Source organism: Pseudomonas sp. URIL14HWK12:I12 (assembly GCF_003097135.1).
Taxonomy (GTDB): Bacteria; Pseudomonadota; Gammaproteobacteria; order Pseudomonadales; family Pseudomonadaceae; genus Aquipseudomonas.
In genome coordinates this window covers 1,403,285-1,419,033 of the sequence record NZ_QEQL01000001.1, presented here as the reverse complement: position 1 = coordinate 1,419,033, position 15,749 = coordinate 1,403,285, and the positions used below count along the sequence as shown (strand labels likewise).

Here is a 15,749-nt window from a genome sequence, read left to right as displayed (position 1 = left end):
GTTGCGTCGTATTTCGTCCAAATACTGGAGTGCTTACAACAATGGCAAAAATCGTCGAGATCAAAGGCCGTGAGGTTCTGGATTCGCGTGGCAACCCTACTGTGGAGGCCGATGTCATCCTCGACAACGGCATCATCGGCAGCGCTTGCGCACCCTCTGGCGCCTCGACCGGCTCCCGCGAAGCGCTGGAGCTGCGTGACGGCGACAAGAGCCGTTACCTGGGCAAAGGTGTGCTCAAGGCGGTAGCCAACATCAATGGCCCGATCCGCGACCTGCTGCTGGGCAAAGACCCTGCCGAGCAAAAAGCCCTCGATCGCGCCATGATCGAGCTCGACGGTACTGAAAACAAAGGCAAATTGGGCGCCAACGCCATCCTGGCCGTCTCGCTGGCTGCCGCCAAGGCCGCCGCCCAAGACCTCGACCTGCCACTGTACGCGCACATCGCCAACCTCAACGGTACCCCAGGCCAGTACTCGATGCCCGTTCCGATGATGAACATCATCAACGGCGGCGAGCACGCCGACAACAACGTCGATATCCAGGAGTTCATGGTGCAGCCGGTCGGTGCGAAAACCTTCGCCGACGCGCTGCGCATGGGCGCCGAAATCTTCCACCACCTCAAGGCCGTGCTCAAGGCCAAGGGCCTGAGCACTTCGGTGGGTGATGAAGGCGGCTTCGCTCCGAACCTTGGCTCCAATGCCGAAGCGCTGTCGGCTATCGCTGAAGCCGTGGCCAATGCCGGCTACACCTTGGGCGACGACGTGACCCTGGCCTTGGACTGCGCTTCGAGCGAGTTCTACAAAGGCGGTAAATACGACCTGGCCGGCGAAGGCAAAGCGTTCGACGCCGAAGGTTTCGCCACCTACCTGGCCGGCCTGACCGAGCAGTTCCCCATCATCTCCATCGAAGATGGCATGGACGAATCGGACTGGGCGGGCTGGAAGGTGCTGACCGACAAGATCGGCAGCAAGGTGCAGCTGGTCGGTGACGACCTGTTCGTGACCAACACCAAGATCCTGAAAGAGGGCATCGACAAGAAGATCGCCAACTCGATCCTGATCAAGTTCAACCAAATCGGCAGCCTGACCGAGACCCTGGAGGCCATCCAGATGGCCAAGGCAGCAGGTTACACTGCTGTGATCTCGCACCGCTCCGGTGAAACCGAAGACTCCACCATCGCAGACCTTGCTGTAGGGACTGCCGCTGGCCAGATCAAGACCGGTTCGCTGTGCCGTTCCGATCGCGTCTCCAAGTACAACCAACTGTTGCGTATCGAAGAGCAGTTGGGCGGCAAGGCGCAGTACCGTGGTCGGGCCGAGTTTCGCGGCTGATCCGAAGATGGTAAAAAGGCGCCAGGGTTACCGATGAAGGTCGGCTGCCCCGGCTCCCCGAGCCTGGCCCCGTGCCAGGCTCGATGCTATCTGGAGTCGGTCGCCTCAACACTGGACATTTTCGATGCGCAGTCACTACTGGTTGTTTCTGATCTTGATCGCGGCGCTGGCTGGGTTGCAACATCGCCTGTGGCTTGGCAATGGCAGCTTCAAGCAGGCCGCCGAGCTGAAGCAGCAGATCGCCGACCAGCAAGCGGAAAACGAACGTTTGCTGGAGCGTAACCGTGTGCTGGACGCCGAAGTCGTCGAGTTGAAAAAAGGTACTGAAACCGTCGAAGAGCGCGCCCGTCACGAACTGGGCATGGTCAAGAACGGCGAGACCCTCTACCAAATCACCCAATGACACCTTATCCCGAATTCTGGGCAGTGATTCCCGCTGCCGGGGTGGGCGCGCGCATGGCCGCCGACCGGCCCAAGCAATACCTGCCGTTGGCAGGGCGCACCCTGATCGAACATACGCTGGCCTGTTTTCTCGATCACCCTGCCTTGAAGGGTGTTGTCGTGAGCCTCGCCGAGGACGACCCCTTCTGGCCGGCGCTGCCTTGTGCGCACGATCCACGCGTGCAACGTGCCCCGGGCGGTGCAGAGCGGGCCGACTCGGTACTCAGTGCACTGTTACAACTCAGTGCTCAGGGTGCAGGCGATCAAGACTGGGTATTGGTGCATGATGCCGCGCGGCCGAACCTGGCACGCAGCGATCTTGACCACCTGCTAACAGCGCTTGCAGACGATGCGGTGGGTGGGCTGCTCGCCGTGCCCGCCCGTGACACGCTCAAGCGTGCCGACGCCGATGGGCGCGCACAACAGACCATCGACCGCAGTGTGGTGTGGCAGGCCTATACCCCGCAGATGTTTCGGCTCGGCCCACTTCAGCGGGCGCTGGCCGATGCCATGGTCGCAGGCGTTGCCGTGACTGATGACGCCTCGGCCATGGAGTGGGCTGGGCAGTTCCCGCGCCTAGTCGAGGGCCGCGCCGACAATATCAAGGTTACTCGCCCCGAAGACCTAGCCTGGCTGGCCCAGCTCAAGCGATAGCGCGGTATTCCGGGCGGTTGGCCAGGCCAGCGCGCAGGTGATCGACCAGCCCTCGCACTTTTGGCGACAGGTGGCGTTGTTGAGGGTAGAGCGCCCACACTGCCGTGTTTGGCGGCTGATAGCTCTCCAGAAGAGAGATCAGCGCACCACTGTGCAGGTGTTCCAAGACGTAATAGTCAGGTAGCTGGCACAGGCCCATGCCCTTGAGCGCCGCGTCGAGCACTGCCTGGCCGCTGTTGCAGCGCCAGTTACCTTGAACGCGCTGGTTGAATTCCCGCCCCTCCACGAACAGTGGCCATTGGTCGGTGCTGCCGATCAGGCAATTGTGCCGGGCCAACTCCGATACGCTGTGGGGGCGGCCATAATGGCTCAGGTATTCAGGCGAGGCGCACACATACATCCGGCGGGGCGCCAGCCGTGCAGCGACCAGCCTTGACTCGCTCAGGCGGCCCAGGCGGATGGCCAGGTCCAGGCCCTCGTGCACGATGTCCAGGGTGCGATTACTCAGCTCTACATCGAGGCGGATCTGCGGATAGCGCGCCATGAAGTCATTGAGCAGCGGTACGATGAAGCGCTCCCCGTATGCCACGGCGCAGGTCAGGCGCAGCAGCCCCTTCGGCTCGCTGCCTAGGTCGTGGATCGCCCTGAGTGCTTCATCGCGGCCATCCTGCAGGCGTTGGCAATGGTGCAGAAACGCCATCCCGGCCTCGGTCAGCGTCACCCGCCGGGTGCTGCGGTAGAACAGGCGGGTCTGCAGCCGTTCTTCGAGCTGTGCCACCTGCCGGCTGATGTGCGAAGACGACACCCCCAGGCGGTCGGCGGCGGCGGTGAACTGGCTGGCTTCGGCTACCGCGACGAATTCGTCGATACCATCCCACCGATGTGTTGGCACGTGATTATCCCTGCATGGCAATAATGTTTTGTCGTGCGTCGGATTATTCATCAAAACTGGCTGAATTACACTCGGGCCCTATCTTTACAGTGAATAGGGAGCCTCTCTAGATGATCAAGTCTCGTGCCGCCGTCGCGTTCGAAGCGAAAAAGCCTCTGGAAATCGTTGAAGTGGACGTGGCAATGCCCAAGGCTGGCGAGGTGCTGCTACGGGTGGTCGCCAGCGGCGTGTGCCATACCGATGCCTATACATTGTCCGGTGCTGATCCTGAGGGCATCTTCCCATCGATCCTGGGCCACGAGGGCGGCGCGATCGTCGAGGCAGTCGGTGAGGGTGTGACCTCCGTTGCCGTGGGTGATCACGTCATCCCGCTCTATACCCCCGAATGCCGCCAATGCAAATTCTGCCTCTCGGGCAAAACCAACCTTTGCCAGGCCATCCGTGCCACCCAAGGCAAAGGCCTGATGCCAGACGGCACGTCGCGCTTTTCCTACAAAGGCCAGACCCTGTTCCACTACATGGGAACCTCGACCTTTTCCGAATACACGGTGCTGCCCGAAATTTCCGTGGCGCGCATTCAGAAAGAAGCCCCTCTGGAAAAGGTCTGCCTGCTGGGCTGCGGCGTGACTACCGGTATTGGTGCGGTGCTCAACACGGCCAAGGTCAAGCCCGGTGATACCGTGGCAGTATTCGGTCTGGGCGGCATTGGCCTATCGGCCATCATCGGCGCGGTCAAGGCCAAAGCCAGCCGTATCATTGCGGTGGACATCAACCCGGCCAAGTTCGAAATCGCCCGCCAACTGGGCGCCACCGACTGCGTGAACCCCAAGGACTACGATCGCCCCATCCAGGAAGTGATCGTCGACCTGACCGATGGCGGCGTGGACTTCTCCTTCGAGTGCGTAGGTGTGCCTGCATTGATGCGTGCGGCGCTGGAGTGCTGCCACAAGGGCTGGGGGGAGTCGGTGATCATCGGCGTGGCCGGTGCCGGCCAGGAAATCTCCACGCGCCCGTTCCAGTTGGTGACTGGCCGCGTCTGGCGCGGTACCGCCTTTGGCGGCGTGCGTGGCCGTACCGAGTTGCCCAGCTATGTGGAAATGGCCGACAAGGGCGAGATCCCGCTGGATACCTTCATCACCCACACCATGGGCCTGGAAGACATCAACAAGGCCTTTGACCTGATGCATGAAGGCAAGAGCATCCGCAGCGTGATCCACTTTTGATAGGGGGTGCCATGAGCCTTGAAAACCTGTCGTGCCAGAAAAGCTTCGGTGGCTGGCACAAACGTTACAAGCACCGCTCCGAAACGCTCGGTTGCGACATGGTCTTCGCGGTGTACCTTCCACCGCAGGCCGAGCAGGGCGGCAAGCTGCCGGTCCTGTACTGGCTCTCGGGCCTGACCTGCACCGATGAAAACTTCATGCAGAAGGCCGGCGCCCAGCGGTTGGCCGCCGAGCTGGGTCTGATCATCGTTGCGCCGGACACCAGCCCCCGCGGCGCTGATGTCCCGGACGACCCAGACGGCGCCTGGGATTTCGGCCTGGGCGCAGGTTTCTACCTGAACGCTACCCAGGCCCCGTGGAGCCAGCACTATCGCATGCACGACTACGTGGTTCATGAGCTGCCTGCGTTGGTCGAAGCGCACTTTCCGGCGTCGGACGCGCGCAGTATCAGCGGCCATTCGATGGGCGGGCATGGCGCTCTGGTGTGCGCACTGCGCAACCCGGGGCGCTATCGGTCAGTGTCGGCGTTTTCACCGATTACCCACCCGATGGAATGCCCCTGGGGTGAAAAGGCCTTCAGCCGCTACCTGGGCGAAGAGCGCGCCAAATGGCGTGAATGGGATGCTTGCGTGTTGCTGGAAAACGCACAAGAGCGCCTGCCTTTGCTGGTTGATCAAGGCGATCGCGATGATTTTCTGGAGAAACAGCTCAAGCCCGAGGCGCTGGCGCAGGCGGCCAAAGCTGTGGGCCATCCGCTGACGCTGCGTTTGCAGCCAGGGTATGACCACAGCTATTACTTCATCGCAAGCTTCATCGATGATCACCTGCGCCACCATGCGCAGGCCTTGCGCTGAGCACGTCTTGAGCAAAGCAGGTAGAATCCACGCCCTGTCTTCATCAGGGCGTTTTCTTTCATGCGTATAGGCCATGGCTACGATGTGCACCGGTTTGGCGAGGGCGACTTCGTCACCTTGGGTGGGGTGCAGGTTCCCTACACTCGCGGGCTGGTCGCCCATTCCGACGGGGATGTGCTATTGCACGCGCTGAGCGATGCGTTGTTGGGCGCCGTGGCGCTGGGCGATATTGGCCGCCACTTTCCCGACACCGATCCGCAATTCAAGGGTGCCGACAGCCGCGCGTTGCTTCGCCACGTGATGGCGCTGGTGCGCAGCAAGGGCTGGCAAGTCGGTAATGTCGATGCCACGATCATTGCCCAGGCGCCCAAAATGGCCCCTCACATCGAGCTGATGCGCGAGCGCATCGCCCAAGACCTGGGCGTGACGCTCGACCAGGTGAACGTCAAAGCCACCACCACCGAAAAGCTCGGCTTTACCGGCCGTGAGGAAGGCATCGCGGTGCATGCCGTAGCGCTGTTGCAACCGGCATGATCGATAACGATCTCCTGCTCGGGGCGCGAGCACACGGCGATGTGCTGGGGCGTGCGACACTCAAGGCGACTGCCGAGGATTTTCAGGTCGATGAAGTGCTCGATATCCCACTCGATGGAGAGGGTGAGCACCTGTGGCTGTGGGTCGAAAAACGTGAGCTCAACACCGAAGAGGCGGCCAGGCGGCTGGCGCGGGCGGCTGGTGTGCCGCTCAAACTGGTCAGTTACGCCGGGCTCAAGGATCGCCAGGCGCTGACGCGCCAGTGGTTCAGCCTGCATCTGCCTGGTAAAGCCGACCCTGACCTGGCTGGCGCGCAAAGCGACGCACTGCGGGTTCTGGAGTGCAAGCGCCATCGCCGCAAACTTCAGCGCGGCGCCCATTCAGCGAACGGTTTTCGCTTGCGGCTGCGTGATATCAGTGCCCCTTCGGAGCAGGTGGAGGCTAGGCTTTGCCAATTGCGTGAGCAGGGCGTGCCTAATTATTTCGGCCTGCAACGCTTTGGCCATCAAGGAGGCAACGTGGAGCAGGCCCTCCATTATGCCGCCGGTGGCAAGTTGCCCGAGCAACGTAATGTACGTTCGCGCCTGCTCTCGACGGCGCGCTCGTGGCTGTTCAATCAGGTGCTGGCGGCGCGCGTTGCCGATGGCTCCTGGCAACAAGCACATGAAGGCGACCTGCTGGCTTTTACCGACAGCCGAAGCTTTTTCCCCGCTGGGCTTGCCGAATGTTCCGACCCGCGCCTCGCCCAACTTGACCTGCACCCTACAGGGCCTCTCTGGGGGGAGGGGCCAAGCCCGGTCGCTGGCCACGCCGATTCGCTTGAGGCAGCAGTGGGTGCGCAGCAGCCTTTGCTGTGTCAGTGGCTTGCACAGGCGGGCCTGGCACACGAACGTCGCATTCTGCGGCTGCCCATTGGCCGCCTGTCGTGGCATTATCCCGTGCCTGACATTCTGCAACTGGATTTCGTCCTGCCTTCCGGGTGTTTCGCCACCGCCGTGGTGCGCGAACTGTTCGAGACGGAAGCGGGGCAGACGGACAGCCCATGCGTATTCTGATTTCCAACGACGACGGGGTAATCGCCCCCGGCATCGCCGCGCTTCATGGCGCGCTGGCGGATTTCGCCCAGTGCTCGGTGATTGCGCCCGACCAGGACAGGAGCGGCTGTGGGAGCGCCCTGACCATCGACCGGCCACTGCACCCCCGCACGCTGGAAAACGGCTTCATCAGCCTTGATGGCACGCCGACCGACTGCGTCCATCTGGGTATCAACGGTTTGCTGGAGCCAACCCCTGAAGTGGTGGTCTCGGGAATCAATCTGGGGGCGAACCTGGGTGACGACGTGATCTATTCCGGCACCGTCGCCGCCGCCCTGGAAGGCCGTTTCCTGGGTGGCGTGTCCTGGGCCTTCTCGCTGGTCTCGCGCCAGTCGGAACACCTGGCAAGCGCCGCTTGGTATGCGCGCCGTTTGCTTAAGGCACACGCGTCCCTTTCGCTGCCGCCACGTACGGTGATCAACGTCAACATTCCCAACCTGCCGATCGACCGCATCCGCGGTGTGCGCCTGACGCGCCTGGGCCACCGCAACAAGGCTGCGCCGCCCACTTACGTGGTCGATCCGAGGGGCAAGGGAGGCTACTGGATCGCTGCAGCCGGCGACGCCGAAGACGCTGGTGAGGGCACCGATTTCCATGCAGTGATGCAAGGGTATGTGTCGGTCACGCCCATGCAGCTCGATCGCACCTTCAACCCGGCTTTCGAAGCCATGGCCGGGTGGCTGGAGGCGCTTGACTGATGCGAGGGCGCGACGAGATGCACCATGGAATCGGCATGACCTCGCAACGGACTCGTGAGCGGCTGATCCAGCGCCTGCACGAGGAAGGGATCTCCGACGGACGAGTACTGGATGTCATCCGGCGTATCCCGCGGCATCTGTTCGTCGATGAGGCCTTGGCGCATCGCGCCTACGAGAATACGGCGCTTCCGATTGGCAATAACCAGACCATCTCGCAACCCTGGATGGTGGCACGCATGAGCGAGCTGTTACTGGCGGCAGGCCCGTTAGACAAGGTGCTGGAGATCGGTACCGGTTCGGGCTATCAAACGGCGGTGCTGGCACAACTGGTAGAGCGAGTATTTTCGGTCGAGCGCATCAAGGTATTACAGGATCGGGCCAAGGAACGCCTGCAGGCGCTGAACCTGCGAAACGTAGTGTTCCGCTGGGGCGATGGCTGGGAGGGGTGGCAGGCATTGGCACCCTACAACGGCATCATTGTCACGGCCGTCGCTGCTGACGTTCCTCAGGCCCTGCTCGACCAGCTTGCCCCCGGTGGGCGTATGGTCATCCCGGTGGGTGCTGGTGAATTGCAGCAGCTGTTGTTGATTATCCGGGAAGAAGACGGCAGCTTCACTCGGCATCCGTTGGGTGCCGTGCGCTTCGTGCCCTTGCTCAATGGCCCGCTCGCCTAGGGGAATTCCCGTCGCATGAACCGGTCAGAACTGGCGCGCAAGGTCGCCTAGCCTCACTTTGCTGTGAAGTTATTACACGACGCTGCCCGTAGCATCACACCGCTCGGTTATAATGCCGGCACTTTTTTCGACACCACCAAAGGGAGCAGTGGGTGAGCCCGACATTCCTACGGCAGCCAGCCGGTTTTCACGCAGTAAAGCTCCTGGCGGCCGCGATGGCGATGGCCAGCCTTCTAGGCGGTTGCTCAAGCTCTCCCAGTAGTGGGGTTCGTGTGATCGACCGGGGTGCTGCGCCTCGGAATCCGAACCCACAGGTCACCACCGGGCAATACACTGTAAAACGCGGTGACACTTTATATTCCATTGCCTTTCGCTATGGCTGGGACTACAAGGCCCTGGCTGCCCGAAATAACATTCCCCAGCCCTATACCATCCACCCTGGCCAATCCCTGCGTTTCGATGGTGCCGCCAGCGCGCCTCCGGCGGTGGTCGCCTCGACAGCGCCGGCAACGGTCACCAGCCAGAGCGCCCCGTCGGCGGCCGGCGGTTTCAAAACCACCATCATCCGTAAACCTAACTCGAATACACCGACGAATGGTGGCTCCGCTGCCCCTGCGCCAACCGTATCGCAGCCAGTGGCCAGCACTCCCGTACCTGTGCCCGTCCCTGCTGGGGAACGTAATGCCGCAGGCTGGACGTGGCCGTCCAACGGCACACTCATCGGCAAATTTGCCTCAAACGGTAGTTTGAATAAAGGCATTGATATCGCCGGAAATTTGGGACAGCCTGTTTTTGCAGCGTCTGATGGTTCAGTTGTCTATGCCGGTAGTGGCCTTCGGGGGTACGGCGAGCTTGTGATCATCAAACACAGCGATACCTACGTGAGTGCCTACGGTCATAACCGCAGGCTGTTAGTCCAGGAGGGGCAGCAGGTCAAAGCCGGGCAGACAATCGCCGAGATGGGTTCCACCGGAACGGATCGCGTCAAGCTGCACTTCGAGATCCGCCGCCAGGGCAAGCCTGTGGACCCCCTGCAATTCCTTCCCCGCCGCTGACTCTGTGATCCCTGCCTGTACCCACGTAATCGGGACAGGCACTGTATTGCGCATGGATATCGCGCGATGCATGGCTTGAGGTCGGACTCAGCAAGGGATTACAACAATGGCTCTCAACAAAGAAGCGCCGGAGTTTGACATCGACGATGAGGTACTCGTAATGGAGGCCGAAATCGATCTGGAGGCGATGTCGGAGGATGAACCTGCGGCGCCTGCCCGTGCCAAGAACAGGCAAGCCGGTGCGCTCAAGCAGCATAAGTACATCGACTACAGCCGGGCGTTGGACGCCACACAGCTGTATCTCAACGAAATCGGCTTCTCGCCTTTGCTCTCTCCGGAGGAGGAAGTGCATTTTGCGCGCCTCTCCCAGAAGGGCGACCCCGCTGGGCGCAAGCGGATGATCGAAAGTAACTTGCGCCTGGTTGTGAAGATTGCGCGCCGATACGTTAATCGAGGCCTTTCTCTGCTCGACCTGATCGAGGAGGGCAACCTGGGGCTCATTCGTGCAGTGGAAAAATTCGACCCTGAACGGGGCTTCCGATTCTCGACCTACGCAACGTGGTGGATTCGCCAGACGATCGAACGGGCCATCATGAACCAGACCCGCACTATCCGGCTGCCGATTCATGTGGTGAAAGAGCTGAACGTTTACCTGCGTGCGGCCCGTGAGCTCACCCAGAAGCTTGATCACGAACCGTCCCCTGAAGAGATTGCCAATCTGCTCGAAAAACCCGTAGGCGAAGTTAAGCGCATGCTGGGTTTGAACGAGCGGGTTTCTTCGGTCGATGTATCTTTAGGGCCGGATTCGGACAAGACCTTGCTTGATACCCTGACCGACGACCGCCCGACCGACCCATTTGAGCTGTTGCAGGATGACGACCTGTCCCAAAGCATAGACCAGTGGCTGTCTGAGCTTACCGACAAGCAACGCGAGGTGGTGGTGCGCCGCTTCGGTTTGCGCGGTCACGAAAGCAGCACACTGGAAGACGTAGGGCTGGAGATCGGCTTAACGCGCGAACGCGTGCGGCAGATTCAAGTAGAAGGACTTAAGCGCCTGCGCGAGATTCTTGAAAAGAACGGATTGTCCAGTGAGTCTTTGTTCCGTTAAGCAACTATCTGCGCTTGATAAAACCCAGTCAAACAAGGCTGGGTTTTTTTAGCTATATATTTGGAAAGGTCAGCAAATGTGTTGTCATCTTTTCGTCATGTTGCGTTTTGAAAGACTCACTTGCTTGTGCGAGCGACTCGATGCCGTATTATCCACCCAGTGCTTACGGACGAGCACGGGCACTCAAGGATGAGTGCATCAGGACTTCGCATGATGCGAATGATCAGGACGATCAACAAGGACGTGAAAGAGAAAAAGGGGGGTGAGCCATGCTCACTCCCCCTTTTCAAAAAGTTGGCTAAAGCTTACAGCCCGCAGCCCGGGCGCTCAGCGAGCCAGGTCTTTGATTTTGCCCTTAACGCCATCGTGCTCTTCGGCGTCGGGTAATGGATCTTTACGCTCTGTGATGTTAGGCCATACTTCCGCAAGTTCTTTATTCAGTTCGATGAACTCTTGCATATCATCTGGAATTTCATCTTCAGAGAAGATGGCTTGCGCCGGGCACTCCGGCTCACACAGTGCGCAATCGATGCATTCATCGGGATGAATGACCAAAAAATTCGGGCCTTCGTAAAAGCAGTCCACCGGACACACTTCTACGCAGTCGGTGTACTTGCACTTGATGCAGTTGTCGGTGACGACGAAGGTCATTCTAGTTCTCTCCTCAGGCGGCAAACGCGATGCCCGTGTGGCTGGGATCGCGCGGCCTGGCGTGATCACTGAGCCCGGTTAATAGCTCATGGCCGCCAGGCCGCGCGGGATTCTAGCAGTTAATACGGCTGCACGTTAGACCTTTGCCTTCCATGCATATAGCAATTCCATCGCTTGGCGTGGCGATAGTGAATCAATGTCGAGGCGGCCCAGCTCATCGATGACGGGGTGCGGCAAGCTTGCGAACAAGTCGCTTTGAAAGGGCGCTGCGGGCTTGCCGGGCTTGGGCGGCGCCGCCGTGTTTTCCTTGGGAAGGCTGGAGGTTTCGAGCCGGCTCAGATGTTCGCGGGCTCGCGCAATGACGCCTCCGGGCACGCCCGCCAGTTGCGCAACGGCCAGCCCATAGCTCTGGCTGGCAGGGCCGGGCAGAACATGATGGAGAAACACGATCCGATCGTTGTGCTCGGTAGCGTTGAGATGCACGTTAGCCACCAATGGCTCGCTGTCGGGCAGCACCGTCAATTCGAAATAATGGGTAGCGAAGAGGGTGAAGGCTCGCAGCGTGGCCAGGCGCTCGGCCGCAGCCCAGGCCAGCGACAGGCCATCGAAAGTGCTCGTGCCGCGGCCTACTTCGTCCATCAGTACCAGGCTGCGGTCGGTGGCATGGTGCAAAATGTTAGCGGTTTCGCTCATTTCGACCATGAAAGTCGAGCGCCCCCCCGCGAGGTCATCGCTGGAACCGATACGGGTGAAAATACGGTCAACCAATGAAAGCCGGCAGCCTGCGGCAGGCACATAGCTGCCAATGTGAGCCAGCAATACAATCAGCGCCGTTTGCCGCATATAGGTGGATTTACCACCCATGTTGGGCCCTGTGATCACCAGCATGCGAGTTTCCTCGTCAAGCGCCAGATCATTGGCCACGAATGGGGTTGTAAGCACCTGCTCCACCACAGGGTGCCGGCCCTGGTCGATATGGATGCCGGGCTCTTCGATGAACTCGGGCCGGTTCAGGTCGAGCTGGAGCGCACGCTCGGCCAGGTTGGCCAGCACATCGAGCTCGGCAAGAGCAGCTGCGGTGTCTTGCAGCGGTGCAAGATGGCCAATCAGCGCCTCGAGCAGGGCTTCGTAGAGCATCTTCTCTCTGGCCAGCGCGCGGCTCTTGGCAGAAAGCGCCTTGTCTTCGAAGGCCTTGAGCTCGGGCGTGATGAAGCGCTCGGCGCCTTTGAGCGTCTGCCGGCGAATATAGTCAGCGGGCGCGCCCTCTGCTTGCTTAGTAGGCAACTCGATGAAGTAGCCATGAACCCGGTTATACCCAACCTTGAGGTTGGCCAGGCCTGTCCGGGCCTTCTCACGCGCTTCGAGATCGATCAGAAACTGGCCGGCGTTTTCACTCATGGCGAGCAGTTCGTCGAGTTCGGCATCGTAACCGGTCTTCAACACGCCGCCGTCGCGGATGACCGCTGGCGGGTTGTCGATGATTGCTTTTTGTAGCAACTGGGTAAGGTCTGGGTAGGTGCCCACGATGGCCGCCAGCTGCGCCAGATGAGGGGCCTCCAGGTCAGCCATCGCGTTTTGCAGGTCTGGCAGCGCTGCCAGGGCATCGCGAAGTCGCGCCAAGTCTCTCGGCCGGGCGTTTCGCAAGCCGATGCGCGCCAGGATACGCTCGATATCGCCGATGTCTTTCAAGTGGGGTTGCAAGCTTTCGAAGCGATATTGGTCGAGCAGGCAGGCGATTGAGCCCTGACGGGCCTGAAGGACCTTGAGATCACGCAGCGGGCGATTCAGCCAGCGGCTGATCAGCCGGCTACCCATAGCAGTTTGGCATCGGTCGACCACCGACTGCAGCGTGTTGTCGCGCCCGCCTGCCAGGTTCACATCCAGCTCAAGATTGCGCCGGGTCGCTCCGTCGAGGACTACTGTGTCGTCCAGGCGCTCGTGGCGCAGCCCCCGCAGGTGAGGCAGGGCAGTACGCTGGGTTTCCTTGGCGTAGGCGAGCAAGCACCCAGCGGCGCCGATCGCCAGCGTCAGGCCGTCGCAACCAAAACCCTTCAGGTCTTGCGTGCCGAACTGCTGGCACAGGCTCTTGCGCGCAGAGTCTCGGTCGAAATCCCATGGCGCGCGACGCCGTGAACCCCGGCGCTTTTCTGCCGGCAGGCCCTGGGGCCAGTCGTCGGGAAACAGCAATTCCACCGGGTTGATGCGCTCCAGTTCGGCGAGCAGTGTTTCCCAACCTTTGAGTTCCTGTACGGTGAAGTGGCCGCTGGTGATGTCCAGCACGGCCAGCCCAAACAGGCGCTCATCACCCAGCAGCGCGGCGATCAGATTATCGCGGCGCTCGTCGAGCAAGGCTTCATCGCTGATGGTGCCCGGGGTAATGATGCGCACCACCTGGCGCTCCACAGGCCCCTTGCTGGTGGCAGGGTCGCCGATCTGCTCGCAGATCACCACTGACTCGCCCAGCTTCACCAGTTTGGCCAGGTATGTTTCCACCGAATGGAACGGAATACCGCACATCGGGATCGACTGCCCTGCCGACTGCCCCCGCGCGGTCAGGGTGATATCGAGCAGCTTGGCGGCCTTTTTCGCATCTTCGTAGAAGATTTCGTAAAAGTCGCCCATGCGGTAGAACATCAACAGATCCTGATGCTGCTGCTTGAGCTTCCAGTACTGTTGCATCATCGGGGTGTGTGCGGAAAAGTCAGACATTTCAGTAACTTGGCTCGCGTGTACGGCGGGTGGGCAGTCAATGAGCCGGTCATACTACAGCAAATTTCCGCAAAGGCCTGTTGCGTATCGGGCGTGGACAAGCCGATGCCGGGCAGCGACAGTCGTTAACGCCGTTTCCCGGCCTAGCATTTCCAGGAGAACCTGCATGGATGTCATTTCAACACTCTCGGCTCGCCTCGGTGAGCAACTGCTTGCCTGCCAGGCCAGCGTGGCCACCGCCGAATCCTGCACCGGTGGGGGTATCGCTGAGGCCATCACACGCACCGCGGGCAGCTCGGCGTGGTTCGAGGCGGGCTATGTTACCTATTCGAACCGGCAGAAAACCGCGCAGCTCGGGGTTCCCGAGGGGCTCTTCGCCCAGGTGGGTGCGGTCAGCCGCGAGGTTGTCGAAGCTATGGCGCAAGGGGCACGAGAGCGTGCGCAAGCGCGGTTTTCCGTTGCGGTCAGTGGTGTGGCCGGGCCCACGGGCGGCTCCGATGCCAAGCCTGTGGGAACCGTCTGGCTGGCGTGGGCCTGGCCTGAGGGCTGTGTAGCACAGTACTGCCATTTCGACGGTGACCGCGAGTCCGTTCGCCGGCAGGCGGTGGTCCACGCGCTCGAGGGCCTGTCCCGATTGGCGGTGGGAGAAAATCCGGCACAGGGGTAGGCGAGGCGTGAGTACTGTGTATAATACTGGCTACTTATACAGTTATCGGGGCCGCGCCCCGTCATCGAATTCGAGAGGGGTCTAATGGACGACAACAAAAAGCGTGCCTTGGCTGCGGCGCTGGGTCAAATCGAGCGTCAATTCGGCAAAGGCGCGGTCATGCGTATGGGCGACCATGAGCGTCAGTCCATTCCAGCCATTTCAACAGGTTCGCTGGGCCTGGACATCGCACTGGGTATTGGCGGCCTGCCGCGCGGTCGTATCGTTGAAATCTACGGCCCAGAATCGTCGGGTAAAACGACGCTTACGCTCTCGGTAATCGCTCAGGCGCAAAAGCTGGGTGCTACTTGCGCCTTCGTCGATGCCGAGCATGCCCTTGACCCTGAGTACGCGGGCAAGCTGGGGGTCAATGTCGACGACCTGCTGGTGTCGCAGCCCGATACGGGTGAGCAGGCGCTGGAAATCACCGACATGCTGGTCCGCTCGAACGCGGTCGACGTGATCATCGTCGACTCCGTCGCGGCGCTCGTGCCCAAGGCAGAAATCGAAGGCGAAATGGGCGACATGCACGTAGGCCTGCAGGCCCGCCTGATGTCCCAGGCGCTGCGCAAGATCACCGGCAACATCAAGAACGCGAACTGCCTGGTCATTTTCATCAACCAGATTCGTATGAAAATCGGTGTGATGTTCGGCAGCCCTGAAACCACCACCGGTGGTAACGCCTTGAAGTTCTACGCGTCCGTGCGTCTGGATATTCGCCGCACTGGCTCTGTCAAGGAAGGCGACGACGTGGTGGGCAGCGAGACCCGCGTCAAGATCGTCAAGAACAAGGTGTCGCCGCCTTTCCGCCAAGCCGAGTTCCAGATCCTCTACGGCAAGGGCATCTATCTCAATGGCGAAATCATCGACCTGGGTGTCGCCAACGGCCTGGTAGACAAATCTGGCGCATGGTATGCCTATAAGGGCAACAAGATCGGCCAGGGCAAGGCGAACGCCGCCAAATACCTCGAGGAGAACCCTGAGGTGAAGGCCGAGATCGAGAAGCAGATCCGCGACAAGCTGCTGAACACCGCTACGCCTGTTGACAAGAAGGCAGCTGCGGCAGCTCAGCAGGAAGACGACATGGCCGGCCTTGAAAACGATTTCTAAGCCGTGCCGGATACT

The 15,749-nt window shown here is 60.8% G+C and carries 16 protein-coding genes; 13 read left to right on the top strand and 3 right to left on the bottom strand.

Going from position 1 to position 15,749, the window contains the following annotated elements; translation table 11 throughout:
- The first annotated feature begins 41 nt into the window (after positions 1–41).
- The 3 genes from eno to ispD all read left to right on the top strand — a co-directional run bounded on the left by eno (position 42) and on the right by ispD (position 2,426).
- Positions 42–1,331, top strand: a complete 1,290-nt coding sequence (gene eno / locus F474_RS06655; protein WP_097083345.1) for a phosphopyruvate hydratase — start codon at positions 42–44, stop codon at positions 1,329–1,331.
- Positions 1,332–1,455: 124 nt separating this feature from the next.
- Complete coding sequence (ftsB, locus tag F474_RS06650; RefSeq protein WP_097083346.1) at positions 1,456–1,734, top strand: cell division protein FtsB; 279 nt, start codon at positions 1,456–1,458, stop codon at positions 1,732–1,734.
- Positions 1,731–2,426, top strand: a complete 696-nt coding sequence (ispD, locus tag F474_RS06645) for a 2-C-methyl-D-erythritol 4-phosphate cytidylyltransferase (RefSeq protein WP_097083347.1) — start codon at positions 1,731–1,733, stop codon at positions 2,424–2,426. The genes ftsB and ispD overlap by 4 nt, the downstream gene beginning before the upstream one ends.
- Here ispD and F474_RS06640 read toward each other — a convergent pair.
- Positions 2,416–3,318 (bottom strand): LysR substrate-binding domain-containing protein, encoded by a 903-nt coding sequence (locus F474_RS06640; RefSeq protein ID WP_097083348.1) that lies wholly within the window; start codon positions 3,316–3,318, stop codon positions 2,416–2,418. The genes ispD and F474_RS06640 overlap by 11 nt on opposite strands.
- A gap of 110 nt (positions 3,319–3,428) precedes the next feature.
- Here F474_RS06640 and F474_RS06635 point away from each other — a divergent pair, with 110 nt between their 5' ends.
- From F474_RS06635 to rpoS, 8 genes are all read left to right on the top strand, one after another.
- Entirely contained in the window at positions 3,429–4,541 is a 1,113-nt protein-coding gene (locus F474_RS06635) for an S-(hydroxymethyl)glutathione dehydrogenase/class III alcohol dehydrogenase (protein ID WP_097083349.1), read from the top strand.
- An 11-nt stretch (positions 4,542–4,552) separates the two neighbouring features.
- Entirely contained in the window at positions 4,553–5,395 is an 843-nt protein-coding gene (gene fghA / locus F474_RS06630) for an S-formylglutathione hydrolase (RefSeq protein ID WP_097083350.1), read from the top strand.
- Positions 5,396–5,455: 60 nt separating this feature from the next.
- On the top strand, positions 5,456–5,929 hold the full coding sequence (ispF, locus tag F474_RS06625) for a 2-C-methyl-D-erythritol 2,4-cyclodiphosphate synthase (protein ID WP_097083351.1): 474 nt from the start codon (positions 5,456–5,458) through the stop codon (positions 5,927–5,929).
- Entirely contained in the window at positions 5,926–6,984 is a 1,059-nt protein-coding gene (gene truD / locus F474_RS06620) for a tRNA pseudouridine(13) synthase TruD (RefSeq protein ID WP_097083352.1), read from the top strand. The genes ispF and truD overlap by 4 nt, the downstream gene beginning before the upstream one ends.
- A complete protein-coding gene (gene surE, locus F474_RS06615) occupies positions 6,972–7,721 on the top strand; it encodes a 5'/3'-nucleotidase SurE (protein WP_097083353.1) in 750 nt (249 codons plus the stop codon). The genes truD and surE overlap by 13 nt, the downstream gene beginning before the upstream one ends.
- Before the next feature lie 35 nt (positions 7,722–7,756).
- On the top strand, positions 7,757–8,395 hold the full coding sequence (locus F474_RS06610; RefSeq protein WP_165830272.1) for a protein-L-isoaspartate(D-aspartate) O-methyltransferase: 639 nt from the start codon (positions 7,757–7,759) through the stop codon (positions 8,393–8,395).
- A gap of 152 nt (positions 8,396–8,547) precedes the next feature.
- On the top strand, positions 8,548–9,450 hold the full coding sequence (locus F474_RS06605; protein ID WP_371916107.1) for a peptidoglycan DD-metalloendopeptidase family protein: 903 nt from the start codon (positions 8,548–8,550) through the stop codon (positions 9,448–9,450).
- Positions 9,451–9,556: 106 nt separating this feature from the next.
- Complete coding sequence (gene rpoS / locus F474_RS06600) at positions 9,557–10,558, top strand: RNA polymerase sigma factor RpoS (RefSeq protein ID WP_097083356.1); 1,002 nt, start codon at positions 9,557–9,559, stop codon at positions 10,556–10,558.
- 327 nt (positions 10,559–10,885) lie between these two features.
- On the opposite strand, the gene fdxA is transcribed toward rpoS, so the two are convergent.
- The gene (fdxA, locus tag F474_RS06595; RefSeq protein WP_097083357.1) at positions 10,886–11,209 is read right to left on the bottom strand and encodes a ferredoxin FdxA; all 324 of its coding nucleotides are present in this window, start codon (positions 11,207–11,209) and stop codon (positions 10,886–10,888) included.
- Positions 11,210–11,344: 135 nt separating this feature from the next.
- Positions 11,345–13,918 carry a DNA mismatch repair protein MutS gene (gene mutS, locus F474_RS06590; protein WP_097083358.1) on the bottom strand — a complete coding sequence of 858 codons (2,574 nt, stop codon included), beginning with the start codon at positions 13,916–13,918 and terminating at the stop codon, positions 11,345–11,347.
- Positions 13,919–14,084: 166 nt separating this feature from the next.
- On the opposite strand from mutS, the gene F474_RS06585 reads away from it, so the two are divergent.
- Together F474_RS06585 and recA are read left to right on the top strand one after the other, a co-directional pair.
- On the top strand, positions 14,085–14,585 hold the full coding sequence (locus tag F474_RS06585) for a CinA family protein (RefSeq protein ID WP_097083359.1): 501 nt from the start codon (positions 14,085–14,087) through the stop codon (positions 14,583–14,585).
- A gap of 84 nt (positions 14,586–14,669) precedes the next feature.
- Positions 14,670–15,734: a recombinase RecA gene (gene recA / locus F474_RS06580; RefSeq protein ID WP_097083360.1), complete on the top strand. Its 1,065-nt coding sequence runs from the start codon at positions 14,670–14,672 to the stop codon at positions 15,732–15,734.
- Positions 15,735–15,749 lie beyond the last annotated feature (15 nt).